Consider the following 25,988-nt stretch of genomic DNA (forward strand, 5'->3'; position numbering starts at 1 on the left):
GCGCGTCGACATCGACGTCGACGCAACGCTACGGAGTTCAATCGTTTGAAGCGAGATTTCACATGTTTGAACACGTGTGGCCCCGTCGCGCAACGTCGCGACGGGGCCACACGGGGGCGCGTTCTACGCCGGCGTCGCGGCCGCCCGCTCGTCCTCTTCCGTCACGACGAGCTGGCCGCAGGCGCCGTCGATCTCCTTGCCGCGGGTATCGCGGATCGTCGTCGGCACGCCGGCGTCGTTGAGGATCCGCACGAACTCGTTCTGCGCCGCGCGCGTAGATGCGTCCCAGACGGATCCGGGCGTCGGGTTCAGCGGGATCGGGTTGACATGCACCCAGCCGCGGCCGCGCTCGTTGAGCTTGTCCGCGAGCAGCTGCGCGCGCCACGGGTGGTCGTTCATGTCGCGGATGAGCGCGTACTCGATCGAGACGCGCCGGCCGGTGCGATCGAAGTAGCCGCGGGCCGCGTCGAGCACCTCCTCGACCTTCCAGCGCGAGTTCACGGGGATCATCTCGTCGCGCAGCTCGTCGTCGGGGGCGTGAAGCGAGAGGGCGAACGTGACGGGCAGGTCCTCGTCCGTCAGCTTGCGGATCGCGGGCGCTAGGCCCACGGTCGAGATCGTGATGCCGCGGGCGCTCATGCCGAGGCCCTGCTTCTTGTCGACCATCGTGCGCACGGCCTGCATGACGCGGTTGTAGTTCGCGAGCGGCTCGCCCATCCCCATGAACACGATGTTGCTCACGCGCTCGGCGCTGTTATCGTCCTGGCGCTTGCCGCCCAGCTCGCCGTTCGCGATGACCTCGTTGGCCCGCACGACCTGGTCGACGATCTCGGCGGCCGACATGTTGCGCGTCAGGCCGTTCTGGCCCGTGGCGCAGAACGGGCAGTTCATGCCGCAGCCGGCCTGCGAGCTCACGCAGAGGGTGATCCGGCCCGGATAACGCATCAGCACCGACTCGACGAGCGCGCCATCGTGCAGCTTCCAGAGGAACTTGATCGTGTCGCCGCCGTCGGTCTGCAGGCGGCGCACCTCGGTCAGGAGCGTCGGGAGCATTCCGGCCACGAGATCGGCGCGACCCTCCTTCGGGAGGTCCGTCATGCGCTCCGGGTCACGCGTGTAGTGGTCGAAGTAGTGCTTCGCCAGCTGCTTCGCGCGGAAGCCCGGCAGGCCCAGCTCCTTCGCCTTCGCCACGCGCTCGTCGGGCGTGAGGTCGGCGAGGTGCACGGGCGGCTTGCCCCGCTTGGGGCTCGCGAACTGCAAAAGCGGCCGCCCCGCGGCGTCCTTGCGCTGCTCCCAGCCCTCGGCGCGCGGCTTCACCTGGCGAACGGTGGACGCGACGGAGGCGGTATCCGGGCGCTCGGGGGTCTCGGTCATACTCCCCAGGGTAGGGCGCCCAGGTGCGAATCCGCTGGTCGCGCGCGCGATTCCGGCCCGCTCGTGCCGCGGGGACGCGCCACGAATCCCGCGGCGGATCCGGAACACCGGGCGGCGGATCCGGGCCCGCGCCCCGCTGTCCCCCAAAAGGGGGACGAGGGGAGATCTCCCCATGGCACGCGCGGGCACGGGGGCCTAGCGTGAGAGTGTCCGGCCGGCCCGTGGGGGAGCCCGGCCGGACTCTTCACCCCCAGTCCCGGGGACCCTCATGACCGAGGCGCAGACCGGGCTGCAGGACGCGGCGACGGAGTTCGCCGAGGTCTGCTCGGGCTGAGCCCTGCCACATCCCGACGCGCGCGTTGTGCGATCCGCCTTGTGCGGGCCGGACAACGCGCGCGTCGTGCGTGAGGTGCTCGGCCAGACTGGGGCCCATGCGCATCGACATCGCCGTCCGCGACGCCTCGCCCCGCGTGGTGACCGACTCCGCCCGCCTGGCCGAGGCCGACGGCTACGACGGGATCCAGGTACCCGAGCTCGCGCACGACCCCCTCGTGGCGTGCGCGCTCGCGGCGGCCGCGACCCGTCGGATCCACGTCGCCACCTCGATCGCCGTCGCCTTCGCGCGCAACCCCATGACGGTCGCGCAGGCGGCGAACGACGTGCAGCTCGCGGCCGAGGGGCGCTTCGCCCTGGGGCTCGGATCCCAGGTGCGCCCGCACATCGAGAAGCGCTTCTCGATGCCGTGGTCGGCGCCCGCGCCGCGAATGCGCGAGTTCATCGCCGCCGTGCGCGCGATCTGGACGGCGTGGGATACGGGCGGCGCGCTCGACGTGCGGGGCGAGCACTACCGACACACGCTCATGACGCCGATGTTTAGCCCTGGCCCGAACCCCTTCGGCCCGCCGGACATCTGGCTCGCCGCGGTGGGCCCCGCGATGACGGCGCTCGCGGGCGAGGCCGCCGACGGGTTCATCGCGCACGCGTTCACGACGCCCGCCTACCTCGCGCAGGTCAGCCTCCCCGCGCTGGCGCAGGGTCGCGAGCGCTCCGGGCGCGCGCGGACCGACGTCGTCGTGTCCCCCTTCGTCGTGACGGGGCAAGGCGACGTCGAGCGCGCGGCCGCCGAGCGGGCGGTGCGCTCGCAGATCGCGTTTTACGCGTCGACGCCGTCCTACCGCCCCGTCATGGAGCTCCACGGCTGGGAAGACGCCGCCGACGCCCTCCACGCCGCGAGCCGCCGCGGCGAGTGGGAGCGCATGGGCGCCCTCGTCACCGATGACATGATGGCCGAGTTCGCGATCGCGTGCGCCCCGGGCGAGGTGCGCGGATCCGTCGAGGCTCGGTTCGGATCCCTCGCCGACCGCGCGTCCGTCGCGCTCGGGTGAGGCGCCCTCAGCCGCCCAAAACGACGTTGAGGTAACCCGTCGCCGTCGTCACGGCGAGGGCGATGCCGCTGATCGCGAGACCGGCCGCCACGAGCGCCCACTCGCGGCCGCCCCACGGGCTGTCGCGCGCCCAGGTGCGCGGGGTGTCGGCCCCGAACGCCCGCGCCTCCATCGCGGTGGCCAGGTGCGTGCCGCGCCGGATGGCGAGCACGACGAGCGAGAACGCCATCCCCACGAGGCGGCGGATCCGCCCGGTGTCGGCGACGCCGCGGGCGCGGCGCGCGGTCTCGAGCTCGCGCCAGTCGCTCACGAGCAGCCCGACGAGGCGCATGCCCCCGAGGGCCCCCAGCACGAACCGGGCGGGCAGGCGCGCGCGCTGCGCAAGCCCGTCGGCGAGGTCGGTCGGGTCGACGCCGGCGAACAGGACGATGCCGGGAAGCGCGATCGCGAGCACGCGGAACAGCGTGGCGACCGCCAGCTCGAGGGATCCGTCCGTGACGTGGACGAGGAGCCACCGCACGTGCGTCTCGCCCGACGGCGCGCCGTAGAGCGCGATCGTCAGCGCCGCGAGCGGGGCCGCGATCCAGACCGGGAGCGTGCGGATCCAGAAAGACCGCGCCGACAGCCCGCTCGCGAACAGGAGGGGCAGCTCGAGCACGAGCGCCGTGAGGCCCGATACGACGTCGATCGTGACGACGAGCGGGAGGGCGATGAGGAGCGCGGCGGCGAGCTTCGCGACGGGGTTGATGCGGGACAGCGGCCCGGTGGCGGCGCCGAGGTCGGGGATCACGCGGCCTCCAGCGCGATCTCGCGGGCGCCGGTCGCGCGGAGCAGGTCGCGGTCGTGCGTGATCGCGACGACGGCGGACCCGGCCCGGGCGAGGGCGCCGATGACGTCCACCATCTCGCGCCACGTGCGCGGATCTTGCCCGAAGGTCGGCTCGTCGAGCACGCACACGCGCGGGCGGGTCGCGAGCATCGCGGCGACCGTCAGCCGGCGCTTCTCGCCGCCCGACAGCGTGTGCGGGTGGGCCCGGGACAGCCGGTCGAGCCGCATCCGGGCGAGCAGGTCGTCCGAGCGCGCGGCGACCTCGTCGGCGGAGAGCCTCAGCGCCCGGGGCCCGACCTCGAGCTCGCCGCGGACGGTCCGCGCGAGCAGCTGGTGGTCGGGCGACTGCAGCACCGTGCCGATGCGGGTGAGGAGCTGGCGGGAGGACCAGCGGAACGGATCCGCTCCGGCGCCGCCCCGCAGCGCGTCGGACGCCACGACGGATCCGCCCACGGCGGGCAGCAGGCCGGCGAGCGTGCGCCCGAGCGTCGACTTCCCCGCACCGTTCGGCCCCGTGATGCCCGTGACCTCGCCCGCGCGGATCTCGAGATCGACGGGACCCGCGACGGCGACGCCGCGGGTGCGGCCGACCCGGAGGCCCTCCGCCGCCAGCAGCGTCTCGCCTGGGCGCGCGAGCGGCGCCCCCGCGTCGAACCCGGCGGCGTCCGGGGCGGCGTCGCCGAGCCGGACCTCGCGGTCGATGACGCCGCGCCACACGTCGGCGCGGTGCTCGACGATCACGAGCGTGGCGCCCGTCTCGTCCGCGACCCTCCGAACGGCGTCGCGCACCTCGCCGACGCCGTCCGGGTCGAGGTTCGCGGTCGGCTCGTCGAGGAGCAGCAGGCCCGGCCGCATCGCCAGCGCCCCGGCGAGCGCCAGGCGCTGCTTCTGGCCGCCCGAGAGCGCGGAGGTGGAGTGGTCGAGGCCGACGTCGAGGCCGACGAGCGCCAGCGCCTCCCGCACGCGGCGCCAGGTCTCCGCGCGCGGCACGCCGAGGTTCTCGCACCCGAAGGCGACGTCGTCGCCGACGCGGTGCATGACGGCCTGCGTGTCCGGATCCTGCAACACGAGCCCGGCGCGCCCCCGGATCGCGCGCGGATCCGCGCCGTCGACCGCGAGCTGGCCCTCCTCCTCGCCCTCGTCGGCGCCGCCCAGCACGCCGGCGAGGGCGTGCAGGAGGGTGGACTTGCCGGACCCGGAGAGCCCAGACAGGAGGATCCGCTCGCCCGGCTCGACCGCGAGGTCGAGGCCGCGCGCCGCCCAGGCGAGGCGCGACGCATAGCGCCACCCCCACGCCCGGGCGTCGACCCGCGCGCCGGTCACACGCGCGATGCGGACGTGCGACCCGCGGCGAAGCGGCCGAGCGCGCCCGTGGCGGCGAGCCCTCGGACGACGAGCCAGCCGCCGAGGCCGGCGATGACCGCGCCGGAGAGCGTCGTCGAGGCGATGTAGATCGTGGTGAACGCCGCGTCGGCCCCCGCGTACCAGAGCACGCGGTCGTTGATGCCGCACGCGAGGCCCGCGAGCGCGCCCGCGAGGACGGCCACGACGGGCCCGAACCGGCGGTACAGGAACAGCGCGAGGACGATCTCGGCGCCGAGCCCCTGCACGACGCCGGAGACGATCGTGAGGGCGGCCCACTGGTTGCCGACGAGCGCCGAGATGACGGCGGCGACGACCTCGGTGTAGACGGCCGCGCCGGGGCGGCGCACGACGAGACCGCCGATGACGCCCGCGATGAGCCACGGGCCCGCCATGAGCCCGCCGAGGCCCGGGGCGATCGCGCCGAGCACGCTCCCCGGCAGCTCGTAGCCGACGTTCCAGACGAGGAACACGACGGAGCACGCCACGGCGATGACGCTGGCCACGACGATGTCGACGACCCGCCAGCGGAGCCGGGCTCCCCCGGTGGTCTGAGCGGAATGAGTGCGCGCGGAAGCGCTCATGTTTCTCCCTTCCTGCGCCGGCATGATCCGGATCAGGTTCGACGGTCGGCGCGCGGCTCGCGCCCTCTCAGCCCGGCTTCTCGGACTCCCGTGGTTGTCGCCCCGCGACGCGGCGGGAACGATCGAGGTGATTTCCTCGGCGCCTGGGAGTATAGGCACGCGGGCCGGGGCCACGCCACCTGCGTTCCGAAATGCGATCGTGAGGTTTCGCCGGGCCGATCTGCGGGGATCCGCGAGAGCGATCACGTAAGTTGACCTACGTGAGCACTGACGATGGGCGCCCCCGCGGCGACGAGGGCACCCCCTCGGACGCCGCGCCGCAGGAGGGGCACGCGCCCCCCACGGAGCCCGTCCCCACGATCACGGGGCTGTTCGCGATGCCCGAGGCCCCCGCGGATCCGCCCGCCGACGCCCCGGGCGCCACGGAACCGGACGCGGCGGTCGCGTTCGTCGACGAGCCCGAGCCGCAGACCGACTCGGTGCGCATCATCGCGGAGATGTTCCGCGGGTTCCGGCGCCGCAGCGAGACGCCCGAGGAAGACCTCCAGCAGCTGCTCGGCACCGCCACGCAGTCGCTGCCCGTCATCTCCGACGGCCAGGTCGTGCCCGCCGAGCCCGCCCCGATGTCGGGGCCGATCTCGCTGCCCGCGCCGCCGTCGCTCGAGGAGACCCCGGCCGACGAGTCGGACGAGGTCGACGCCGAGCTCATGACGGACCCGGCCTCGGACGAGTGGGACGACGCGGCGGCCGAGCCCCCGGCCGCGGCCCCCGCCCTCGCGGCCGCCGCCGGCGCCGCCGCGGCCGCCCACGCCGATGCCCCGGGCGAGATCGTGCGCCCGCCCGCCGAGCCGACTCCCGAGGAGACCGTCGTGGCCGCACCCGACGCACCCGATCCGCGCGTGCGCACGGCGTATGTTCCCCACGACGCCGACAACCAGGCCGAGCAGGCGCTCGCCTGGCTCACCGCGGAGAGCGTCGCGACGGGGCAGTCCCCGCTCGTCGGGCTGCAGGCCGACCTCGTTCCCGAGAAGCGCCGGCGCCGCTGGGCCGGCGCGGTCCTCGCCCCGATCGTGACGGCGATCATCCTCGCGGTCGCGTACGTCGTCGCCTTCGCCGTCTGGCCGCTCGACAACGTCTCGCCCACCGTCTCGGCCGTCGAGGTCGACACCCCCGTCGGTGCCAGCGCGAACCTCCCGTGGCCCACCAACGGCCAGGCGGCCGTCTCGGTCGCGGGCACGGGCGAGATCCTCAGCTCGTCCGAGACGGGCGTGGCCGAGACCGCCGCGCCCATGGCGAGCCTGACGAAGGTCATCACGGTCATGGTGCTTCTCGACCGGCAGCCGCTCGAGGCGGGCGAGGACGGCCCGTCCTACGACTTCGGATACCTCGACCAGATCGAGGCCGACGCGCTGCGCTGGCAGAACGAGTCGGCGCTCGACGTGCCGATCGGCGGGACGCTGACGTACCGGCAGATGCTCGAGGGGATCCTCATGGGATCCGCCGGGAACTACGCCAATAAGCTCGTCGACGCGCTGTGGGAGGGCGACCGCCTCGCCTACACGACCGACGCGATCGCCTGGTTGCAGGACAACGGGATCACGGACACGGTCGTCGTCGACGCCACGGGAATCGGCGTCGACAACCGGTCGACGCCGACCTCGATGGTGCGCGTGTCCGAGCTGGCGCTCGCGAACCCCGTCGTGGCGGAGATCGTCGCCCAGGAGATCGTGGAGCTGCCGGGCGCGGGCATCGTGGAAAACTCCAACCCGCTGATCTCGGAGGACGGGATCGTGGGGATCAAGACGGGCCACCTCGACGAGTGGAACGTCGTCACCTACAACCTCACGACCGCGAAAGACGTGGACACGGGCGGCGAGGAGCCGATCCGCGTATACGCCGCGGTCATGGGCCAGCTCGACTCGGACGCGCAGGCGCAGGTGAGCCGCGACCTGCTCGCGGCCGCGACGGCGGCCCTGCAGCCCGCGGAGGCGCTGCCGGCGGGCACGGTCGTCGCCACCGCGACCACGCCCTGGGGCGGGACGACCGACATCGTCACGGACGGCGCGGCCCAGCTCACGCTCTGGAACTCCGAGCTCGGCGAGATCTCGAGCGACTACACGATCGAGATCGGCGACGACGCCGGCGACGAGGTCGGCACGGCCACGGTGTCGGGCGCGCTCGACAGCGACGAGGTGATCCTCGTCACGACGGGCGACCTGCCGCGCCCCAGCCTCGAGTGGCGGCTGACGCACCCGCTCGAGCTCCTGGGCATCGGCGACTGACGCCCTCCCGCGCGGCTATCGCTGCGTCGTCGCCCACGCGCTGACGGCGTCGATGAAGCGGTCGTTGTGCTCCGCCTCGACGACCGTGTACCGCACGCCGAGCCCCGGGAACGCCCGGGCGAGGATCCGCGCAGTCGTCCGCAGCTCCGTCGCGAGCTCCTCGGCGCGCTCGCCCACCGGGAGCCACACGAAGTTGCCGTCCGAGTGCGGGACCGGGATCGACGGCTCGCCCTCGGCCTCCGCGCGCTCCATCCGGTCGCGAAGCGTGCGCTCGATGCGCTGGCGCTCGGCGACGATCCAGGCGACCCGCTCGTCGATCGCGTCGAGCCCGGCGTCGGAGAAGCAGAACGCGGCGGCGGCGATCGCGAGCCGGTCGACCCCGTTCTCCGTGCGCATCTTCGCGAGCCCCGCGATGACCTCCGGGCGGCCGAGCGCGTACCCGACGCGGAGGCTCGCAAGCCCCGCGGCCTTTGAAAGGGTCCGTAGGACGACCGCGCCGTCCGGCAGGGCGATCGCGTCGCCGAACACCGGAGCGCCGAAGCGGGCGCGCGGGCTCGTCGCGAAGTCGCTGTAGGCCTCGTCGAGGGCGAGCACGACGTCGCCGGGGATCGCCGCCGCGAGCCGCTCCAGCTCCTCCCCCGTCAGCGCGCGCCCCGAGGGGTTGTCCGGCGTCGCGACGATGACGACGCGGGTGCGCGGGGTGAGGGCCGCGGCGAGCGCCGCCACGTCGGGCGCGCCGTCCGGCGTCGCCGGCACCGTCACCGGCGTCGCCCCGTGCGTGTGGCACGCGGAGACGTACCCCTCGAAGGTGGGCCAGCTGAAGAGCACCTCGTCGCCCGGCTCGCACACGGCGCCCACGAGCGCGCGGATGAGGTCCATGCTGCCGGAGCCGAACAGCACCTCCTCGGGGGCGCGGCCGTGCGCGCGGCCGACCGCGGCGCGCGCCGCGTCGAGGGCGGATCCGTACTCGTTCAGGCGCGGGATCTCGGCGCGGATCGCCTCCTCCAGGCCCGGGAGCGGCGGGACGTGCGGCTCGTTGAAGCACGCCCGCACGAGGTCTTCCGGCAGGTCCGCGCGCGCGAACGTCGGGATCTGATCGTGGGCGGCGCGGAAGCGGATCGGCATGGATCCATTCTCCCCACTCGCGCGGGACAGGGCGGCGCAGCCGCGCGCGGGCTTCCCGATGTCGGTGGGGTGTGGTGTGCTCTATCCGTGCTCCGGAAAATCCTCACGCGATACCTCGCGCGGTATCGCCTCCTCCTGGTGGGCGTGCTCGTCTTCCAGCTGTGCTCCGCGCTCGCGGCGCTCTTCCTCCCGACCCTCAACGCCGACATCATCGACAACGGCGTCGCGAGCGGAGACGTGGGCTATATCGTCCGCACGGGCCTGTGGATGCTCCTCGTCGCCCTCGGGCAGATCCTCGCGGCGATCGTCGCGACGCTCTGCGCCGCGCGCGCGGCCATGGGCCTCGGCCGCGACATCCGGCGCGACGTCTTCCGCAAGGTCTCGGGTTTCAGCGAGCGCGAGGTCTCGTCGTTCGGCGCGGGGTCGCTCATCACGCGCAACACGAACGACGTCCAGCAGGTGCAGATGCTCGCGATGATGAGCGCGACGATGCTCGTCATGGCGCCCATGATGGCGATCGGCGGCATCATTATGGCCGTCCGGCAGGACGTGGGCCTCAGCTGGATCCTCGCGGTGTCCATCCCCGTCCTCCTGGCGCTCGCGGGGCTCATCATCAGCCGCATGGTGCCGCTGTTCCGGAGCTACCAGACCCGCCTCGACGCCGTGAACCGCATCATGCGCGAGCAGCTCACGGGCGTGCGCGTCGTGCGCGCGTTCGTCCGCGAGCGGATCGAGGAGGACCGCTTCCGCCTCGCGAACACCGACATCATGGTCGTCGGCCGCAAGGTCGGGTCGCTCTTCGTGCTCATGTTCCCGCTCGTCATGCTCGTGCTGAACGTCACGATCGTCGCAGTCGTGTGGTTCGGCGGCATCGAGGTCGACGCCGGAAACACGCAGATCGGCACGCTGTTCGCGTTCATGCAGTACGTCGGGCAGATCCTCGGCGGCGTCATGATGGCGAGCTTCATGGCGATCATGATCCCCCGCGCCTCGGTCTCGGCCGAGCGCATCGGCGAGGTGCTCGCGAGCGAGACAACGCTCGTGCCCCCGGCGCACCCCGTGGCCGAGATGCCGCGGCTCGGCGCGGCCGAGTTCCGCGACGTGGGCTTCACCTATCCGGGCGCCGAGGCGCCGGTGCTCTCGGGCATCACCTTCCGCGCGGATCCGGGCGAGACGGTCGCGATCATCGGCTCGACGGGCGCCGGCAAGTCGACGCTCATCTCCCTCATCCCCCGCCTGTTCGACGCGACGGCGGGCACGGTCCGCGCGCAGGGCGTCGACGTGACGGAGGCCGACCTCGACACGCTCTGGCGGGGCATCGGGCTCGTGCCGCAGCGGCCGTTCCTTTTCAGCGGCACGATCGCGACGAACCTCCGCTTCGGCCGCGAGGACGCCACGGACGACGAGCTGTGGCGCGCCCTCGAGATCGCGCAGGCGGCCGACTTCGTGCGCGACAAGCCCGACGGCCTCGACACGGCGATCGCCCAGGGCGGCACGAACGTCTCGGGCGGCCAGCGCCAGCGCCTCGCGATCGCCCGCGCGATCGTGCACCAGCCCGACATCCTCGTCTTCGACGACTCGTTCTCCGCGCTCGACCTCACGACCGACGCGCGGCTGCGCCAGGCGCTTTGGCGCGAGCTGCCGGAGGTGACGAAGATCGTCGTCGCGCAGCGCGTCTCGACGATCACCGATGCCGACCGCATCGTCGTCCTCGACGACGGCCGCATGGCCGGGGTCGGATCCCACGAGGAGCTCCTCGAGACGAGCGAGACCTACCGCGAGATCGTCGCCTCCCAGCGCGGCGCGGACGAGAGCGAGGTGCACGCATGAGCGGCGACGTCCAGACCCCGGACCGCGAGGAGGAGCGCCAGACGCACGAGGCGATCGCGGCCGCGGGCGCGAACGAGCCGGGCGCGATGGGCGGCAAGCCCCAGAACTTCTGGCCGAGCTTCCGACGCTTCATTGGCCTCCTGCGCCCGTACGCCTGGGTGTTCGGGTTCGCGACCCTCCTCGGCGCGCTCGGCGTCGTTCTCTCGGTGGCGGGCCCGCGCGTGCTCGGCGAGGCCACGAACATCGTCTTCGAGGGCGTGATGTCCCAGATGCTGGGGTCCGGGTTCGAGGGCATGAGCCAGGCCGAGGTCGTGGCCGCACTGGAGGCGTCGGGGCAGGACGACTTCGCGAACATGGTCGCCGCGATGCAGAACTTCTCCCCGGGCGACGGGGTGGACTTCGCGCAGCTGCGCACGGTCGTCGTGTGGGCGCTGTCGATCTATGTCGTCTCCGCGCTGCTGCAGTGGCTCCAGGGCTACATCATCAACGTCGTCATGGTGCGCACGATGTGGCGCGTCCGCGAGGACATCGAGGCGAAGATCCACCGCCTGCCGCTGAGCTACTTTGACCGCGTGCAGCGCGGCGAGCTGATCAGCCGCGTCACCAACGACGTCGACAACATGACCCAGACGCTGCAGCAGTCGCTGTCGGGCGCGATCACATCGCTGCTCATGGTCGTCGGCGTCATCGGGATGATGTTCTCGATCTCGTGGCAGCTCGCGCTCGTCGCGCTCGTGTCCCTGCCGCTCATCGCGATCATCATGGGCGTCATCGGTCCGAAGTCGCAGAAGGCGTTCCAGGCGCAGTGGCGCAAGGTCGGGCGCCTGAACTCGCGGGTCGAGGAGTCCTTCTCGGGCCACGCGCTCGTGAAGGTCTACGGCCGCGAGAAGGCCGTCGCCGAGGCGTTCGACGAGGAGAACGAGGAGCTGTTCGGCGCCTCGTTCCAGGCGCAATTCCTCTCCGGCGTGATGATGCCGTCGATGCAGTTCGTCGGTTACCTCACCTACGCGGGCATCGCGGTGCTCGGCGGGATCATGGTCGCGAACGGGCAGATCCGCATCGGCGACGTCCAAGCCTTCGTGCAGTACTCCCAGCAGTTCACGCAGCCGCTCACCGAGCTCGGCGGCATGCTGCCCGTCGTCCAGTCGGGCACCGCGTCGGCCGAGCGGGTCTTCGAGCTGCTGGACGAGGACGAGGAGGAGCCGGATCGCGACGACGCCCCGACGGCGCCGGCGGACGGCGCGGGCGTGATCTCCTTCGACGGCGTCACGTTCTCGTACTCCGACGATCAGCCGCTCATCGAGGACCTGTCCTTCCGCGTCGAGCCGGGCCACACCGTCGCGATCGTCGGGCCCACCGGCGCCGGCAAGACGACGCTCGTGAACCTCCTCATGCGCTTCTACGAGGCGCGCGGCGGGGCCATTCGCCTCGACGGCCAGGACGTCGCCCAGATGACCCGCGGCGACCTGCGCGGGCGCACGGGCATGGTCCTGCAGGATCCCTGGCTGTTTTCCGGATCCATCCGCGAGAACATCCGGTACGGCAACGCGGACGCGACCGACGACGAGGTGCGCCGCGCGGCCGAGGCCACGTACGTCGACCGATTCGTGCACTCGCTGCCGGACGGCTACGACACCGTGCTGGAGGAGGAGGCCGCGAACCTCTCGGCCGGCGAGCGGCAGCTCGTGACGATCGCCCGCGCCTTCGTAAGGCGCCCGCAGGTGCTCATCCTCGACGAGGCGACCAGCTCGGTCGACACGCGCACGGAGCTCCTGCTGCAGAAGGCGATGGCGGCGCTGCGCGAGGGCCGCACCTCGTTCGTCATCGCGCACCGCCTCTCGACCATCCGCGACGCCGACCTCATCCTCGTGATGGAGAAGGGCCGCATCGTCGAGCAAGGCACGCACGACGCGCTCATCCAGGGCCGCGGCGCGTACTGGCGGCTCTACCAGAGCCAGTTCGAGCACGCGGCGGTCGACGTCGACGAGGTCGCGGCGATCGAGGAATCCCTCGGCACCGCCGAGGTGCCCGTGGTGGGCGGCCCGCCCGCCGCCGACGGGTAGGCGCGTGCTAGCCTCGTCCGCGGATCCGGATCACGCGGATCCGCGGACGAGGGAGCCGTACCCGCACAGCGACAAGACGGCCGCGAAGGGGTGACCCTCGTCATGGAATGGGTCGTACTGATCGCGTCGGGCATGCTGGAGGCCGTCTGGGCCTCGGCGCTGGCCGCGTCGCGCGGATTCCGCCGCTGGAAGCCGGCCGTGCTGTTCACGGCGTCGCTGGTGGGGAGCATGGCCGGGCTCGCTTGGGCGATGACGGGCCTCGACACGGGCACGGCCTACGCCGTGTGGGTCGGGGTCGGCGCCACGCTCACGGTCGCGTGGGCGCTCCTCACGCGTGGGGAGCGCGCCACGGCCGCGCGGATCCTGCTGCTCGCGCTGCTCGTGAGCTCGATCGTCGGCCTGAAGGCGGTGAGCTGACGTGGCATGGGTAATTCTCCTCGTCAGCGCCGTCTTCGAGGCGGTGTGGGCGACCGCGCTCGGCCTGTCGGACGGGCTGACGCGGCCGCTCCCGACCGGCGTGTTCCTCGTCGCCCTCACCGCGAGCATGGTCGGGCTCGGCGTCGCGGCGAAGCGCATCCCGATCGCCACGGCCTACCCGGTCTGGGTGGGCGTCGGCGCGACGCTCACCGTCGCCTACGCCATGGCGGCCGGCGCCGAGGCCGTGTCGGCGCCGAAGCTCCTCTTCATCGCCGGGATCGTCGGCGCGGTCGTCGGGCTGAAGCTCCTCCCCGACGACACACCCGCCCCGAGTCGCGACGACTGACGCCCTATGCGCCGTCGGTCAGCCCGACGGCGTCGGCGACGCGCTCGAGCGACCCGAGGATGTCGGCGCCGAGCGGCTGCACGCCGACGTGGGTGGCGCCCGCCGCGAGATGGCGGCCGATGCCCGCCGCCGCGGCCGCGGCCGTCGGGTTCGCCGCCACGAGATCGATGAGAGCGTCGGATCCGCCGTCCGAGACGTCCGCCTCGCTCGCGCCGAACCGCTTCAGCGCGCCGACGTAGTTCTCGAGCCGCAGGTATCGGTCGAGGAAGGCGCGGGCCGTGGCGCGGGCCTCGTCCGGCGTGGCCGCGAGCGACACCTTCAGCTCGGGCGCGAGCAGCCGCTCGCCCACGATCTTTTTCGCGTGCGCCGTGTGCGCGGGCGTCGTGAGGTACGGGTGGGCCCCGAGTGTGCGCTCCGCGGCGAGCGCGAGCGTCTTGTCGCCGAGCGCCGCGAGCAGGCGCTGCTCGGGCGGCACGCCCTCCGCGTCGAACACGTCGAGGTACCGCCCGAGCGCCGCGAGCGGACGGACGCGCTCGGGGGTGGCCTCGCGGTGCCCCGAGCCGATGCCGACGACGAACCGGCCCGGGTGCTGGTCGGTGATGCGCAGGTAGGACGCCGCGACCTCGACGGGATCCGCCTGCCAGATGTTGACGATGCCCGTGGCGACGACGACGCGCTCGGTCTCGTTGAGCACCGCCTCGACGCTCGCGAGCTCCGCATCCGGGGATCCGCCGATCCACAGCGTCGTGTAGCCGAGGCGCTCGGCCACGGCCGCGACGCCCGGCGTCCACGCGCTCTCCCACAGCCACACGCCGTACGTGCCGAAGTCCTCTACCCGCGCCATCCGATCGCCTCCCGTGCCCACCCTAGGCACGGCATGTGATCGCCCGGTAGCGGGCGTATGTCATCTCGCGACGCATTTCGCGCGTCGGGCGCGGGCGTTAGAACAGGGGGCGGGGGTTCTCGTGGGAGAAGGCCTCGCCCACGATGTCGGTGGGAAGCTCGGCGAGCGTCGCGGGGTGCCACCGCGGGCGGCGGTCCTTGTCGACCATCTGCGCGCGGATCCCCTCGAGCATGTCGGGCTGCGTCGTCGCGAACCAGCCGATGAGGCGGAACTCCTGCTCGAGCGCGGCCCTCAGCCCGGGGAGGGCGCGCGCGGACCGGATCGCGGCGAGCGTGACGGCGAGCGCGGTCGGCGGGCGCTCTTCGAGGGCGGCGAGCGCGGTGGCGGGCGAGCGCACGTCGGCCGCCCATCGCGGGTCGGCCGCGAGCTCGCGCAACCGCTCGAGGATTTCCGGCAGGGTGTCGCGCGAGAACGCGTCGTCGATCCACGCGCGGGCGGCGGCGAGGCCGCTTTCCTCGGGGGTCTCGTCGAACAGCAGGACGAGCTCCGTGGGCGTGGCGGGATCCGCCCGCGTCTCGAGCGCGTGCAGAACGGCCGGGAGGTCGGCCCGCGGCACGAGGTGGTCGGCGAACCCGGCGAAGATCGCGTCGGCGGCGTCCATCGCGTCGCTCGTGAGGGCGAGGTACTCGCCGATGCGCCCCGGCGCGCGGGCGAGGAGCCAGGATCCGCCGGCGTCGGGGGTGAAGCCGATCCGCGTCTCGGGCATCGCGAGGCGCGAGGTCTCCGTGACGATGCGGACGTGCGCGTGCCCGGCCATGCCGATCCCGCCGCCCATCGTGATCCCGTCGGCGAAGGCGACCACGGGCTTCGGGTACTCGGCGATCACGGCGTTCATGCGGTACTCCGTGCGGAAGAACTCCTCCGCGTCGCGGACCTCGCCCGCACCGATCCCGGCGTACAGCGCGCGCACGTCGCCGCCGGCCGAGAACCCCCGCTCGCCCACCCCGTCGAAGACGACGAGATCGACCTCCGGATCCTCGCGCCAGGCGTCGAGCGCGGCCATCACGGTCGTGAGCATCGACAGATCTACGGCGTTGATCGCCTCAGGGCGATCCAGGGTGATACGCCCCACGCCGTCGCGAACGCGAACTCGGATGCGGGGGTCGGCCTCGGGTGCACTCACCCCGGACACGTTACCGGCGGTCAGATCCCACACCTCCCAGGCGTTATCGGCAAAGATAGGGGAAACGCACAACGAATGAGGGAGGTGCGCGTGAGCGACGGCAAGGTGCTGGAATTCTCCGATGTGTCGATGGTGTTCGGGGATGTCCCGGCGGTGGCGAGCCTCACGGCGCGCGTCGAGCCGGGCCTCGTGACGGCTTTCCTCGGCCCGAACGGGGCGGGCAAGACGACGACGCTCCGCATCCTCCTGGGCCAGCTGCGCCCCACCCGCGGATCCGCGACCATCGGCGGGCGCCCCTATTCGCAGATCGTGCGGCCCGCCGCCGCGATCGGATCCGTGCTGTCGACGCGGTCCCTCGACCGCTTCCGCCGCAAGACCGCGGCGAAGTACCTCGCGCGCGCGGCCAAGCAGGTCGGCGTGAGCACGGGCCGCGTCTCCGAGGTCCTCACGATCGTGGGGCTCGCCGACATGGGCGACGTGCGCATCGACTCGCTGTCGCTCGGCATGAAGCACCGTCTGGTCGTCGCCGAGGCGCTCCTCGGCGACCCCGGCGTCCTCGTGTTCGACGAGCCGGCCAACGGGCTGGACCCCGAGGGGATTCGATGGATCCGCCTCCTCATGCGCCGCTTCGCCGACGAGGGGCGCACCGTCCTCATGTCCTCGCACCTGCTCAGCGAGGTCGAGCAGGTGGCCGACGCGCTGCTTGTGCTCAACGAAGGCCAGCTCCTGTTCGAGGGCCCCATCGAGCTGCTCAGCGAGGCGGAGGGCGGCACCGTGACGGTCGACTCCGCGGATCGCGACGCGCTGGGCGCGCTACTCGCGTCGGCCGGGCTGGGCCACCGCGTGCTCCGGTCGGGCATCGCCGTCGACGGCGCGACCGCGTCGCAGATCGGCGCGCTCGCGGCGCGCGAGGGCATCGCCCTGACGACGCTCACCCACCGCGGGCCGACGCTCGAGGACATCTACCTGCAGATCATCGAGGGCACATGGCAGGCCCCGGCGCGCACCGCGGCGCTCGAGCCCGCCCCGCTCGCAGCGCTCGCGGACGACGCGCCCGCCGGTGATGAGGGCCCCGCCGAGGAGCCCGCCGCCGGCGACGACGAGCCCGCCGAGGCCGAGGCACCCCCCAGCTTCGACGAGCTCCTGAGCGGCGACCCGTCGCAGGCCGACATCGAGGCGCACGACCGCGCCCTGCCCGGATCCGCGGCGCTCGCGGGCCTCGCGAGCGCGCTGCACGCGGACGACGACGACGAGGACGAGGCCGACGTGGCCGATGTGACCGACGAGGCCACGGACGAGGCCACCGACGTGACGGACGACGCGGATGTGCCCGAGGACGCCGACGCCGTGGACGCCGCCGCGACCCCCGCCGCCGCGGACGAGGCCACGGACGACACGGAGCCCGCGGGGACCGACGCGGACGATAACGCGGGCGACAAGACCGCGGCCGAGGCGGACTCCGCGGAGTCCGAGGACACCACGGAGTCCGACGACGACGCGGAGCCGGCGGACGCCGCGGAGGACGCCCCGATCGACGCCGACGAGGCCGCCGTCGCCGAATCCGGCGACGGCGCCCCCTGGGACGACGCGCCGAGCGAGGACGAGGTGGCGGGCGCCGCAGAAGACGCCGACGAGGCCGCGGACCGCGAGGCGACGGAGCCGCGCCCCGCGGACGAGGCCGGCGCGCTCATCACGGGCGTCCCCTTCGGGACGGCGGCAGACACCGACGCCGACGTCGACGAGTGGTCGTCGCAGCTGCGCGCGATGTTCGCCGAGGACGCCGACAACGCGGAGGACGACGGCCCCGGCGCCGAGTCCCCGGCGCCCCGCGGCTTCCCCGGGGCCGCGTTCGGGTCCGCCGCGACGCGCGACCCCGAGGCCTCCTGACGACGGCGCCGCCCGGGTCAGGCCCGCGGCGGCGGCGTCGTCTCGCGCACGACGAGGTGCGTCGCGAGCGAGACGTGACGCCGGCCGACGAGTCAACGCCGTGTCGGTGATCGCGATTACGTCAGTTCGGTGACCTCGCCGGCCTCGCGCTCCTCGTCGCCCTGCAACGCGCGGGCGAGCGCGAGGCCGTGCCTCGTCGACAGCACCACGCGCTGGAACTCCTCGCCGTCGGCGAGGTCGAGCACGACGCCCGGCCGACCGGGCCGCACGGCGAGAAAGTCGTCGCCGAACACCGACTTCCACGTCCCGTATGCCAGACGGTTCGGAACGTGGGTGCCCGGGGCGCGCACGCCGCGGATCCAGGTGAACGGATCGTCCGTCAGCTGCACGCGGCCGATCGCGACCCGCGGGATCCGGAGCGGATCCTTGCGGAGTGCGAGACGGCGCTCCAGCGGGGCGAGCTGCACCTCGAGGAGCTCGGAATCGACGAGCAAGCTGACCATGCCCCCATCATTGCACCCGCGCGGCTCTCGGCGCGGAGGCCATCCGGACCCCGCGCAGACCCCTCTTCGCGCGCCCGGTGCCCCCGGGCGGTGGGAAACTGGGCGGTGATGAGCGTGACCTCCCCCTCCCCCCTCGACCGGGCTCTGGCGCGCGCGGAGCGCGGCGAGCGCCTCGACGCGGCGGACGCCGAGGCGCTCCTCGGCGCGACCGGGCCCGCGTTCGATCGCGTCCTGAACCTCGCGTCCCGCGCCCGCGACGAGGGCCTCCGGCGCGCGGGGCGCCCCGGGATCATCACCTACTCCCGCAAGGTGTTCATCCCGCTCACGACCCTGTGCCGCGACCGCTGCCACTACTGCGTCTTCGTCGACACCCCGGGCCAGCTCCTCGCCGCCCACAAGCCGCCGTATATGAGCGCCGCGCAGGTCCTCTCGGTCGCGCGCCAGGGCCAGGCGCTCGGCTGCAAGGAGGCACTGCTCACCCTCGGCGACCGACCCGAGGCGCGCTGGGACGAGGCCCGCGCCTGGCTCGACGGCCACGGGTACGCCTCGACGCTCGACTACGTCGGCGCCATGGCCCGGCTCATCCTCGACGAGACGGGCCTGCTGCCCCACCTCAACCCCGGCGTCATGCGCCCGGAGGAGCTCGCCCGCCTGCGCGACGTCGCGCCGTCCATGGGCGTCATGCTCGAGACCACCTCGCGCGCGCTGTTCGAGAACCGCGGCGAGGTGCACTACGGATCCCCCGACAAGGATCCGGCGGTGCGCCTGCAGCTCCTGGAGGATGCCGGGCGGGCACGGATCCCCTTCACGACCGGGATCCTCGTGGGCATCGGCGAGACGATCGCGGACCGCGCGGAGTCGATGGTCGCGCTACGCGACGCGCACGAGCGGCACGGGCACCTGCAGGAGATCATCGTGCAGAACTTCCGCGCGAAGCCGCGCACGGCGATGCAGCACGCGCCCGACGCGCAGCTGATCGAGTACGCCGCCGCGGTCGCGGTCACGCGCCTCGTGTTCGGGCCGGCCATGCGCGTGCAGGTCCCGCCGAACCTGCAGGACACCGTCGAGCTCGAGCTGCTGGCGCGGGCGGGCGCAGACGACTTCGGCGGGGTGTCCCCGCTGACGGCCGACCACGTCAACCCCGAGCGGCCGTGGCCGCACCTCGACGACCTCGCCGCGCGCACGACCGAGCTCGGCTTCACGCTGCGCGAGCGCCTGACGGCGCACCCCGAGTTCCTCGGGCCCGAGTGGATCTCGCCCGCGCTCCGCGGTCCGGTCGACGCGCTCCGCGACCCTGACACGGGCCTGGCGCGCGAGGGCGCCGTGCCGGTCGGGGCGGCGCCCGGCGATCCGATCCGGCACGCCGGCCCACCCGCGTCCCCCACGCTCAGCGCGCCCGGCGGCCTCATCGCCGCGGTCATCGAGCGCGCCGCGCAGGATCCGGGATCCCTCGGCGACGAGGAGTGGGAGAGGCTCCTCACCGCGACGGGCGACGAGCTCGACGCGCTCGTCGACACGGCGGACGACGTGCGCCGATACACGGTGGGCGAGGCCGTCAGCATCGTCGACAACCGGAACATCTCGTCGTCGCTCTTTCGCGCGCGGGGCGGCGCCGAGCCCGGCGCCTACGACCTCGAGGGCCTCGCCGACATGGCGCGCGACGCCTGGAGCCTCGGCCTCAGCGAGATCTGCGTGCAGGGGACGCTCGCACCGGGCGAGGATCCGCACGCCTACCTCGACATCGCCCGGACGATCCGCGAGGCAGCCCCGGAGATCCACCTCCACGCGTTCCGCCCGCGCGACATCGCCGACCTCGCCGACCGGACGGGCCTCGGGGTCGCGGGCGCGCTCGAGGCGATGCGCGCGGCCGGCGTCGACACGGTGCCGGGCACGGGGGTGAAGATCCTCAGCGAGCGGGTGCGGGAGCTCGTCGCGCCAGAGGACCTGGGCATCGACCGCTGGCGCGAGATCGTCCGCGCGGCGCACGGGGCCGGCTTCTCGTCCACCTCCGTCCTCTTCTACGGCCACGTCGAGACCGCGGCCGAGCGCGTCGCGCACCTCCGCGACCTCCTCGCGATCCAGGCCGATACCGGCGGGTTCCGCGAGTTCGTGCCGATCCCGCTGCCGGGAGGCGGCCGGCCGCTCGTCCCCGGCCGCGCGGCCGCCGACGAGGACCGCGCCATGGTCGCCGTCGCGCGCCTGATGCTCACGGGCAAGATCCCGCACGTCCAGATCCCCTGGCCGCGCCACGGGCGTGCGGCCGTGCCCGCGCTCCTCCGCGCGGGCGGCGACGACCTCGGCGGCACGCTGCGCGACGGCCGGGTGGGTCCCGCGAGCGGGGTCGAGGCGGGCGCGGAGCTGCCGGTCGAGGCCGCGCGCGCTCTCGTCAAGCCCCTCTTTCGCCCGCTGCGGGTGCGCACGACGACCTACGGCGACGCGCGCCGCGCCGAGGTGCCGGCGTGACGGGCGCGCTGCGGGTCGACGCCGTCATCGTCGGCGCGGGGTTCGCGGGCATCGCGCAAGCCCTCGCCCTCCGGGAGGCCGGCGTCGAGTCATTCGTCATCGTCGAGCGCGCGGGGCGCGTGGGCGGGACGTGGCGCGACAACACCTACCCCGGGATCGCGTGCGACGTGCCCTCGCATCTCTACAGCCTCGCGTCGCACCCGTCGCCCGCGTGGTCGCGCGTCTTTGCCCCGGGCCACGAGATCCAGGCCTACCTCGAGAAGATCGTCGCCGACGAGGGCCTCGGCTCGCACATCCTCCTCGACACCGCGCTCTCCGCGGCCAGGTGGAGCGGATCCGACTGGGCCGTCGAGACGACGGGGCGGGGCCCGGGGCGCATCGTCGCCGATCACCTCGTACTCGCGGCCGGGCGCCTCACCGAGCCGAGGATCCCCGAGATTCCCGGCCTTGCGACCTTCGGCGGCGTGCTCTTCCACTCGGCGCGCTGGGACCACGACGCGGCCGGGCGCGAGCGGGTCGCCGGCCGCCGCGTCGCGGTCGTCGGAACGGGCGCGTCCGCCATCCAGCTCGTGCCGGAGCTGGCGCGCCTCGGCGCGCGGGTGACGCTCTTCCAGCGCAGCCCCGCCTGGATCGTGCCCCGCGGCGACCATCCCATCGACGCCGCGGACCGCGCCCGATTCGCCGCGGATCCGGCCGCCCTGTCCGCGCACCGCGAGGAGCTTTTCGCCCAGGGCGAGGCCCGGCTCGCCTCGCGCTCCGGGGATCCGGTCGAATCGGCGCGCATGCGGGGCGTCGCCCTCGCCCACCTCGCCCGGCAGGTCACGGATCCCGCGCTCCGCGCCGCGCTCACGCCCGACTACGCCTTCGGCTGCAAGCGGGTGCTCCTCAGCGACGACTTCTACCCCGCCCTCGCGTCGGGCGCGGTCGCCCTCGAGCCCTCCGCGCTCGCCGAGGTGCGCGGCGGCGAGCTCGTCGCCGCCTCCGGCGCCCGCTACGAGGCCGACATGATCGTGCTCGCGACGGGGTTCGAGACCACGCGCCAGCCCTACGCCGGCCTCGTCACGGGCGAGGGCGACGAGACCCTCGCCGCGCACTGGTCTGAGGGGATGACGGCGGTGGCGTCCACCCTCGTGCCGGGCTTCCCGAACCTCTACGTGCTCAACGGTCCGAACGCCTCGCTCGGGCACAACTCGTCCGTCCTCCTCTCGGAGGCGCAGGCCGAGACCGCCGCCGCGCTCATCGCCGAGCGCGTCACGGCGCCGTTCGCGTTTCCCGACCCCGTCCGCGTGACGGCCGCCGCGGAGCGCGCCGCGACCGCGGATATCGCGCGTCGCGCCGCGCTCACCCCCTGGCTCACCGGGGGGTGCGCGAACTGGTACGTTGACGACCGGAGCGGGAGGCTGACCCTTCTGTGGCCCGGCTCCGTCTCAGATTTCCGCGCGCGACTGTCCCGCGCCCGCCGCGAGGCGTCGCCCGCCCTGCAGAACGAAGGAACCTCCTCATGACCGTGCCCTTCCGATTCGGCTACAAGGCCTCCGCCGAACAATTCGCCCCGCGAGAGCTCCTCGACTTCGCCGTCGGGGCCGAGGAGAACGGCTTCGACTCCGTCTTCTTGAGCGACCACATGCAGCCGTGGATGCACGAGGGCGGGCACGCGCCCGCCGCCCTGCCGTGGCTCGGATCCGTCGGGGAGGCGACCTCGCGCGTCCTCCTCGGAACGTCCGTGTTGACGCCGACGTTCCGGTACCACCCCGGCGTCATCGCGCAGGCGTTCGGCACGCTGGGCGCGATGTACCCGGGCCGCATGATCCTCGGCGTGGGGACGGGCGAGGCGCTCAACGAGGTGACGCTCGGGCAGGCCTGGCCGGATCCGCCGGAGCGCTTCCAGCGGATGAAGGAGGCCATCCTCCTCATCCGCGAGCTGTGGCGCGAGGAGCGCGTGAGCTACGAGGGCACCTACTACCGCACCTCGAACGCGACGATCTACGACCGGCCGGACCAGGAGGTGCCGATCTACATCGGCGCGTCGGGTCCGGCGGCGACGCGGCTCGCGGGCCGGATCGCGGATGGCTGGATCACGACGAGCGGCAAGGCCCCCGAGCTGTACGCCGACAAGCTCCTGCCCGCGTTCGACGAGGGCATCGAGAAGGCCGGGCGCGACCGCGGCGACGTCGACCGGATGCTCGAGGTGAAGGTCTCCTTCCGCTCCGACCGCGACCGCGCGCTGGAGAACACGCGTTTCTGGGCGCCGCTCGCGCTGACGCCGGAGGAGAAGATGGGCGTCGACGATCCCATGGAGATGCAGCGCCTCGCGGAGGAGCTGCCCATCGAGCGCGCCGCGAGCCGGTTCATCGTTTCGGACGACCCCGACGAGCACGTCGCGCGGATCCAGGCGTACCTCGACCTCGGCTTCACCCACCTCGTCTTCCACGACCCGGGGCACGACCAGGCCGACTTCCTGGAGCTCTACGGGCGCGAGGTGCTGCCGAAGCTGCGCGGGCGGGTGGCGTGATGGGGTGGTCGATCGTCGTCCCCGTGAAGACGACGGCGTCCGGCAAGTCGCGCCTCGAGCTCCCGGGGGCCGACCGGCCACGCATCGCGCTCGCGATCGCGCTCGACACGATCGCGGCCGCCGCGGCCGCGACGCGGGTCGACGAGGTCGTCGTCGTCACGAGCGACGACGACGTGCAGGCGGGCGTCGCCCAGTTCCCGGGTGCCCGGTGGCTGGAGGATCCCGGGATGAACCTCAACGGCGCCGTGCGCCTGGGGCTCGAGCGGGCCGAGAACGACTCCCGCGCCGCCCTCCTCGGGGACCTCCCCGCGCTCACGCCCGAGGACCTCGACCGCGCACTGGAGCTCGCGGGCGACGTGGAGCGCGGTTTCGTCGCGGACGAGGCGGCGCTCGGCACGACCCTCGTCACCTGGCGCACGCCCGCGACGTTCGAGCCGCGCTTCGGGGCCGGATCCGCCGAGAAGCACGCCGGGGCCGGCCACGCGCTCCTCGACGTGCCCGCGTCCTCGACGCTCCGGCACGACGTCGACACCTACGATCAGCTCGTCGCGGCGGAGGAGCTCGGCCTCGGGCCGCGCACGCGCGCGCTCCTGGCGGCGTCCCGCGCGGCGTGACCTACCGCTACACCGCGACGCCCACGCCCATCGGCGCCGCCGTGGCCGTCTTCTCGGCCGGCGACCGCCTCGTCGCGCTCGGCACGGCCGAGGATCCGGGCTGGGTCGTCGACGCCGTCGCCCGCGAGGTGCGCGGATCCCTCGCGCCCGCGGACGCCGACGTCGCGGGGCTCTCCGCGCAGCTCGAAGAGTACTTCGCTGGCGAGCGGACGGCGTTCGACGTGGAGATCGACTGGTCGCTGTCGACCGGTTTCGCGGCCGAGGCGCTCCGCCTCGTGGCCGAGATCCCCTACGGCGAGACCTCCAGCTACGGCGAGATCGCCGCGCGCGCGGGCCGGCCGCGCGCGGCGCGCGCCGTGGGCACGGCCTGCCGCTTCACCCCGATCACGCTCGTCGTCCCCGCGCACCGCGTCATCCGCTCCGACGGATCCGTCGGCGAGTACGCGGGGCGCGAGGACGTCAAGCGCTTCCTGCTGGAGCTCGAGGGCGCAATCGCCCGCTGACGGCTCAGCGGCGCGCGGCCGCCCGCGCGGCGCCCGGCAGCGCTTCCTCGATCCGCGCGAGCGCGGCGTCGTCGTGCGCGGTCGTGACGAACCACGCCTCGAAGATGCTCGGGGGCAGGTGGACGCCCGCGTCGAGCATCGCGTGGAAGAACGGCGTGAACCGCGCCTGATCCTGCGCCTTGGCCTCGTCGTAGTCGCGCGGGGCCGCGTCACGGAAGGCGAGGCCGAACAGGGTGCCGACGCGGGGGATCGCGTGGGCGAGCCCCTCCGCCGCGAGGGCGCCGGTGAGCGCCGCGATCACCCGATCCGCCGCGGCGTTCAGCCGATCGTAGACCTCGGGCGTCGCGCGCTCGAGCGTCGCGATGCCCGCCGCGACCGACAGCGGGTTCCCGGAGAGGGTCCCCGCCTGGTACACGGGACCCGTGGGGGCGAGCTGTTCCATGACGTCGCGGCGCCCGCCGAGGGCCGCGAGCGGCATGCCGCCGCCGACGACCTTGCCGAAGGTGAGGATGTCGGGCAGGTAGGCGTGCCCCGCCTCGACCTGGCGGCCCCACTCGCCCGCGGGGTGCACGCGGAAGCCCGTGAGCACCTCGTCGACGATCAGCAGGGCGCCCGCGGCGTGCGCGATGTCCGCGAGGGCCGCGTTGAAGCCCACCGGCGGCTCGACGACGCCCATGTTGGCGGGGGCGGCCTCGACGATAATCGCGGCGATCCGCTCGCCGTGCGCGGCGAACACGCCGCGCACGGCGTCCAGGTCGCCGTAGGGGACGACGAGCGTCTCGGCCGCGACGCCGGCGGGCACCCCCGCGGTCCCGGGCAGCGCGAGCGTGGCGACGCCGGACCCGGCGGCCGCGAGGAGGCCGTCCGAGTGACCGTGGTAGTTGCCGTCGAACTTCACGAGCAGGTCGCGGCCCGTGACGCCGCGCGCGAGGCGGATCGCGGTCATCGTCGCCTCCGTCCCGGTCGAGACGAGGCGCACCTCCTCGACGGGCGCGAGGCCGCCCGCGCGCACGCGCGAGGCGATGAGCTCGGCGAGGCGAACCTCGCCCTCCGTCGGGGCGCCAAAGGACAGCCCGCGGGCGGCCGCCTCCTGCACCGCGGCGACGACCTCGGGGTGGGCGTGACCGAGGAGGGCCGGGCCCCAGCTCGCGACGAGGTCGACGTACTCGCGACCCGCCGCGTCCGTGACGTACGCGCCGCGCGCCGAGGCAAGGAAGCGCGGGGTGCCGCCGACGGATCCGTACGCCCGGACGGGCGAGTTCACGCCGCCGGGGATGACGCTGCGGGCATGGCTGAAGAGCTCGTCGTTGCGATCGGTCATGCCTCCATTGTCTCGCGGCCGCGGTGGGGAGAGGATGAGCCCATGGCCGAGAACAAGACCCAGCCCACCGACGCGAGCGTCGAGGATTTTCTCGCGGCCGCCGCGACGCCCCGGCACTGGGAGGCGACGGCGGACGCCGCCTGACCCATCCGATCCGCGCGCCGCGACGAATATCTGCGCGAGGGGACACCGGCGCCCCGGGAGGCGGGAGATCATGGCGCAGGACACTGAGCGGGTCTGGCCCTGGAGCGCGCTGGCGGGGGTCGTCGCAGCGGCGGCATTCCTCGCGACCGCCGAGGCGCTCGCCCTCGTGGCGAGCCCGGGCGGCGGGCCGCTCGTCGCGGTCGGGGGCGTCGTCGTCGACACGGTCCCGCGCCCGCTGAAGGAGCTCGCGATCTCCCTCTTCGGCGCGTACGACAAGGTCGCGCTGTTCGCCGGCCTCGGGCTGGCGGTGCTCGTCGCCGCGGCCGCCGCCGGGATCCTGCAGTACCGCGCGCGCCCCGCGGGCGTCGCGATCGTCGGGGTCGCGGGCGCCGCCGCCGTCGCGGCCGCCGTCACCCGG

General features: G+C 73.7%; 21 protein-coding genes, 1 pseudogene and 2 riboswitches. Of the genes and pseudogenes, 13 read left to right on the plus strand and 9 right to left on the minus strand.

The features are described from left to right. Positions 1–123 precede the first annotated feature (123 nt). Positions 124–1,374 (minus strand): 23S rRNA (adenine(2503)-C(2))-methyltransferase RlmN, encoded by a 1,251-nt coding sequence (gene rlmN / locus GJQ66_RS11320; protein ID WP_155049471.1) that lies wholly within the window; start codon positions 1,372–1,374, stop codon positions 124–126. Positions 1,375–1,805: 431 nt separating this feature from the next. On the opposite strand from rlmN, the gene GJQ66_RS11325 reads away from it, so the two are divergent. Beyond that, a complete protein-coding gene (locus GJQ66_RS11325) occupies positions 1,806–2,759 on the plus strand; it encodes a TIGR03617 family F420-dependent LLM class oxidoreductase (RefSeq protein ID WP_155049472.1) in 954 nt (317 codons plus the stop codon). A gap of 7 nt (positions 2,760–2,766) precedes the next feature. On the opposite strand, the gene GJQ66_RS11330 is transcribed toward GJQ66_RS11325, so the two are convergent. The 3 genes from GJQ66_RS11330 to GJQ66_RS11340 form a co-directional block, all read right to left on the minus strand. Beyond that, positions 2,767–3,549: an energy-coupling factor transporter transmembrane protein EcfT gene (locus GJQ66_RS11330; protein WP_368732915.1), complete on the minus strand. Its 783-nt coding sequence runs from the start codon at positions 3,547–3,549 to the stop codon at positions 2,767–2,769. Beyond that, complete coding sequence (locus GJQ66_RS11335; RefSeq protein ID WP_368732916.1) at positions 3,546–4,910, minus strand: ABC transporter ATP-binding protein; 1,365 nt, start codon at positions 4,908–4,910, stop codon at positions 3,546–3,548. Before GJQ66_RS11335 ends, GJQ66_RS11330 begins: the two co-directional genes overlap by 4 nt. Then, the gene (locus GJQ66_RS11340; protein WP_155049473.1) at positions 4,907–5,533 is read right to left on the minus strand and encodes an ECF transporter S component; all 627 of its coding nucleotides are present in this window, start codon (positions 5,531–5,533) and stop codon (positions 4,907–4,909) included. Before GJQ66_RS11340 ends, GJQ66_RS11335 begins: the two co-directional genes overlap by 4 nt. Then, positions 5,526–5,635: riboswitch (TPP riboswitch) on the minus strand. (Overlaps the previous gene by 8 nt.) 158 nt (positions 5,636–5,793) lie before the next feature. Between GJQ66_RS11340 and GJQ66_RS15210 the strand changes: the two genes are divergently transcribed. Further along, positions 5,794–7,815 (plus strand): hypothetical protein, encoded by a 2,022-nt coding sequence (locus GJQ66_RS15210; protein ID WP_155049474.1) that lies wholly within the window; start codon positions 5,794–5,796, stop codon positions 7,813–7,815. Positions 7,816–7,830: 15 nt separating this feature from the next. On the opposite strand, the gene GJQ66_RS11350 is transcribed toward GJQ66_RS15210, so the two are convergent. Further along, positions 7,831–8,940 (minus strand): histidinol-phosphate transaminase, encoded by a 1,110-nt coding sequence (locus GJQ66_RS11350; protein WP_155049475.1) that lies wholly within the window; start codon positions 8,938–8,940, stop codon positions 7,831–7,833. An 87-nt stretch (positions 8,941–9,027) separates the two neighbouring features. On the opposite strand from GJQ66_RS11350, the gene GJQ66_RS11355 reads away from it, so the two are divergent. From GJQ66_RS11355 to GJQ66_RS11370, 4 genes are all read left to right on the plus strand, one after another. Continuing rightward, positions 9,028–10,770 carry an ABC transporter ATP-binding protein gene (locus GJQ66_RS11355; protein ID WP_368732917.1) on the plus strand — a complete coding sequence of 581 codons (1,743 nt, stop codon included), beginning with the start codon at positions 9,028–9,030 and terminating at the stop codon, positions 10,768–10,770. Next, positions 10,767–12,833: an ABC transporter ATP-binding protein gene (locus GJQ66_RS11360; protein ID WP_155049476.1), complete on the plus strand. Its 2,067-nt coding sequence runs from the start codon at positions 10,767–10,769 to the stop codon at positions 12,831–12,833. The genes GJQ66_RS11355 and GJQ66_RS11360 overlap by 4 nt, the downstream gene beginning before the upstream one ends. Before the next feature lie 18 nt (positions 12,834–12,851). Beyond that, positions 12,852–12,920: riboswitch (guanidine-III (ykkC-III) riboswitch) on the plus strand. A 15-nt stretch (positions 12,921–12,935) separates the two neighbouring features. Next, complete coding sequence (locus tag GJQ66_RS11365) at positions 12,936–13,250, plus strand: multidrug efflux SMR transporter (RefSeq protein ID WP_155049477.1); 315 nt, start codon at positions 12,936–12,938, stop codon at positions 13,248–13,250. Position 13,251: 1 nt separating this feature from the next. Beyond that, positions 13,252–13,596 carry a multidrug efflux SMR transporter gene (locus GJQ66_RS11370; protein ID WP_368732918.1) on the plus strand — a complete coding sequence of 115 codons (345 nt, stop codon included), beginning with the start codon at positions 13,252–13,254 and terminating at the stop codon, positions 13,594–13,596. A 4-nt stretch (positions 13,597–13,600) separates the two neighbouring features. Here GJQ66_RS11370 and GJQ66_RS11375 read toward each other — a convergent pair whose 3' ends face one another. Both GJQ66_RS11375 and GJQ66_RS11380 read right to left on the minus strand, forming a co-directional pair. Continuing rightward, entirely contained in the window at positions 13,601–14,440 is an 840-nt protein-coding gene (locus GJQ66_RS11375; protein WP_155049478.1) for a TIGR03620 family F420-dependent LLM class oxidoreductase, read from the minus strand. A gap of 97 nt (positions 14,441–14,537) precedes the next feature. Further along, the gene (locus tag GJQ66_RS11380) at positions 14,538–15,623 is read right to left on the minus strand and encodes an enoyl-CoA hydratase/isomerase family protein (RefSeq protein ID WP_368732919.1); all 1,086 of its coding nucleotides are present in this window, start codon (positions 15,621–15,623) and stop codon (positions 14,538–14,540) included. A 90-nt stretch (positions 15,624–15,713) separates the two neighbouring features. Here GJQ66_RS11380 and GJQ66_RS11385 point away from each other — a divergent pair, with 90 nt between their 5' ends. Further along, entirely contained in the window at positions 15,714–17,510 is a 1,797-nt protein-coding gene (locus GJQ66_RS11385; RefSeq protein WP_196215869.1) for an ABC transporter ATP-binding protein, read from the plus strand. Between the two features lie 116 nt (positions 17,511–17,626). Here GJQ66_RS11385 and GJQ66_RS11390 read toward each other — a convergent pair whose 3' ends face one another. Further along, the gene (locus GJQ66_RS11390; RefSeq protein WP_155049480.1) at positions 17,627–18,013 is read right to left on the minus strand and encodes a hypothetical protein; all 387 of its coding nucleotides are present in this window, start codon (positions 18,011–18,013) and stop codon (positions 17,627–17,629) included. A gap of 108 nt (positions 18,014–18,121) precedes the next feature. On the opposite strand from GJQ66_RS11390, the gene cofG reads away from it, so the two are divergent. From cofG to GJQ66_RS15410, 5 genes are read left to right on the plus strand one after another with little or no spacing between them, the layout of a single operon-like run. Next, a complete protein-coding gene (cofG, locus tag GJQ66_RS11395; RefSeq protein WP_155049481.1) occupies positions 18,122–20,476 on the plus strand; it encodes a 7,8-didemethyl-8-hydroxy-5-deazariboflavin synthase CofG in 2,355 nt (784 codons plus the stop codon). Continuing rightward, positions 20,473–21,981 carry a flavin-containing monooxygenase gene (locus GJQ66_RS11400; protein WP_368732920.1) on the plus strand — a complete coding sequence of 503 codons (1,509 nt, stop codon included), beginning with the start codon at positions 20,473–20,475 and terminating at the stop codon, positions 21,979–21,981. Before cofG ends, GJQ66_RS11400 begins: the two co-directional genes overlap by 4 nt. Beyond that, entirely contained in the window at positions 21,978–22,988 is a 1,011-nt protein-coding gene (fgd, locus tag GJQ66_RS11405) for a glucose-6-phosphate dehydrogenase (coenzyme-F420) (RefSeq protein ID WP_155049482.1), read from the plus strand. The genes GJQ66_RS11400 and fgd overlap by 4 nt, the downstream gene beginning before the upstream one ends. Then, positions 22,988–23,602, plus strand: a complete 615-nt coding sequence (gene cofC / locus GJQ66_RS11410; RefSeq protein WP_155049483.1) for a 2-phospho-L-lactate guanylyltransferase — start codon at positions 22,988–22,990, stop codon at positions 23,600–23,602. Before fgd ends, cofC begins: the two co-directional genes overlap by 1 nt. Further along, positions 23,599–24,105, plus strand: coding sequence for a methylated-DNA--[protein]-cysteine S-methyltransferase (locus tag GJQ66_RS15410; RefSeq protein WP_368732921.1), 507 nt, complete (start codon positions 23,599–23,601; stop codon positions 24,103–24,105). The genes cofC and GJQ66_RS15410 overlap by 4 nt, the downstream gene beginning before the upstream one ends. Before the next feature lie 4 nt (positions 24,106–24,109). Here the strand turns inward: GJQ66_RS15410 and hemL are convergent, their stop codons facing one another. Continuing rightward, the gene (gene hemL, locus GJQ66_RS11420) at positions 24,110–25,426 is read right to left on the minus strand and encodes a glutamate-1-semialdehyde 2,1-aminomutase (protein WP_155049484.1); all 1,317 of its coding nucleotides are present in this window, start codon (positions 25,424–25,426) and stop codon (positions 24,110–24,112) included. A gap of 214 nt (positions 25,427–25,640) precedes the next feature. Between hemL and GJQ66_RS11425 the strand changes: the two are divergent. Further along, positions 25,641–25,988 (plus strand): annotated as a pseudogene (locus GJQ66_RS11425) (oxidoreductase); the annotation flags it as partial.

The organism is Microbacterium sp. ZXX196 (assembly GCF_009709595.1).
Taxonomy (GTDB): Bacteria; Actinomycetota; Actinomycetes; order Actinomycetales; family Microbacteriaceae; genus Microbacterium; species Microbacterium excoecariae.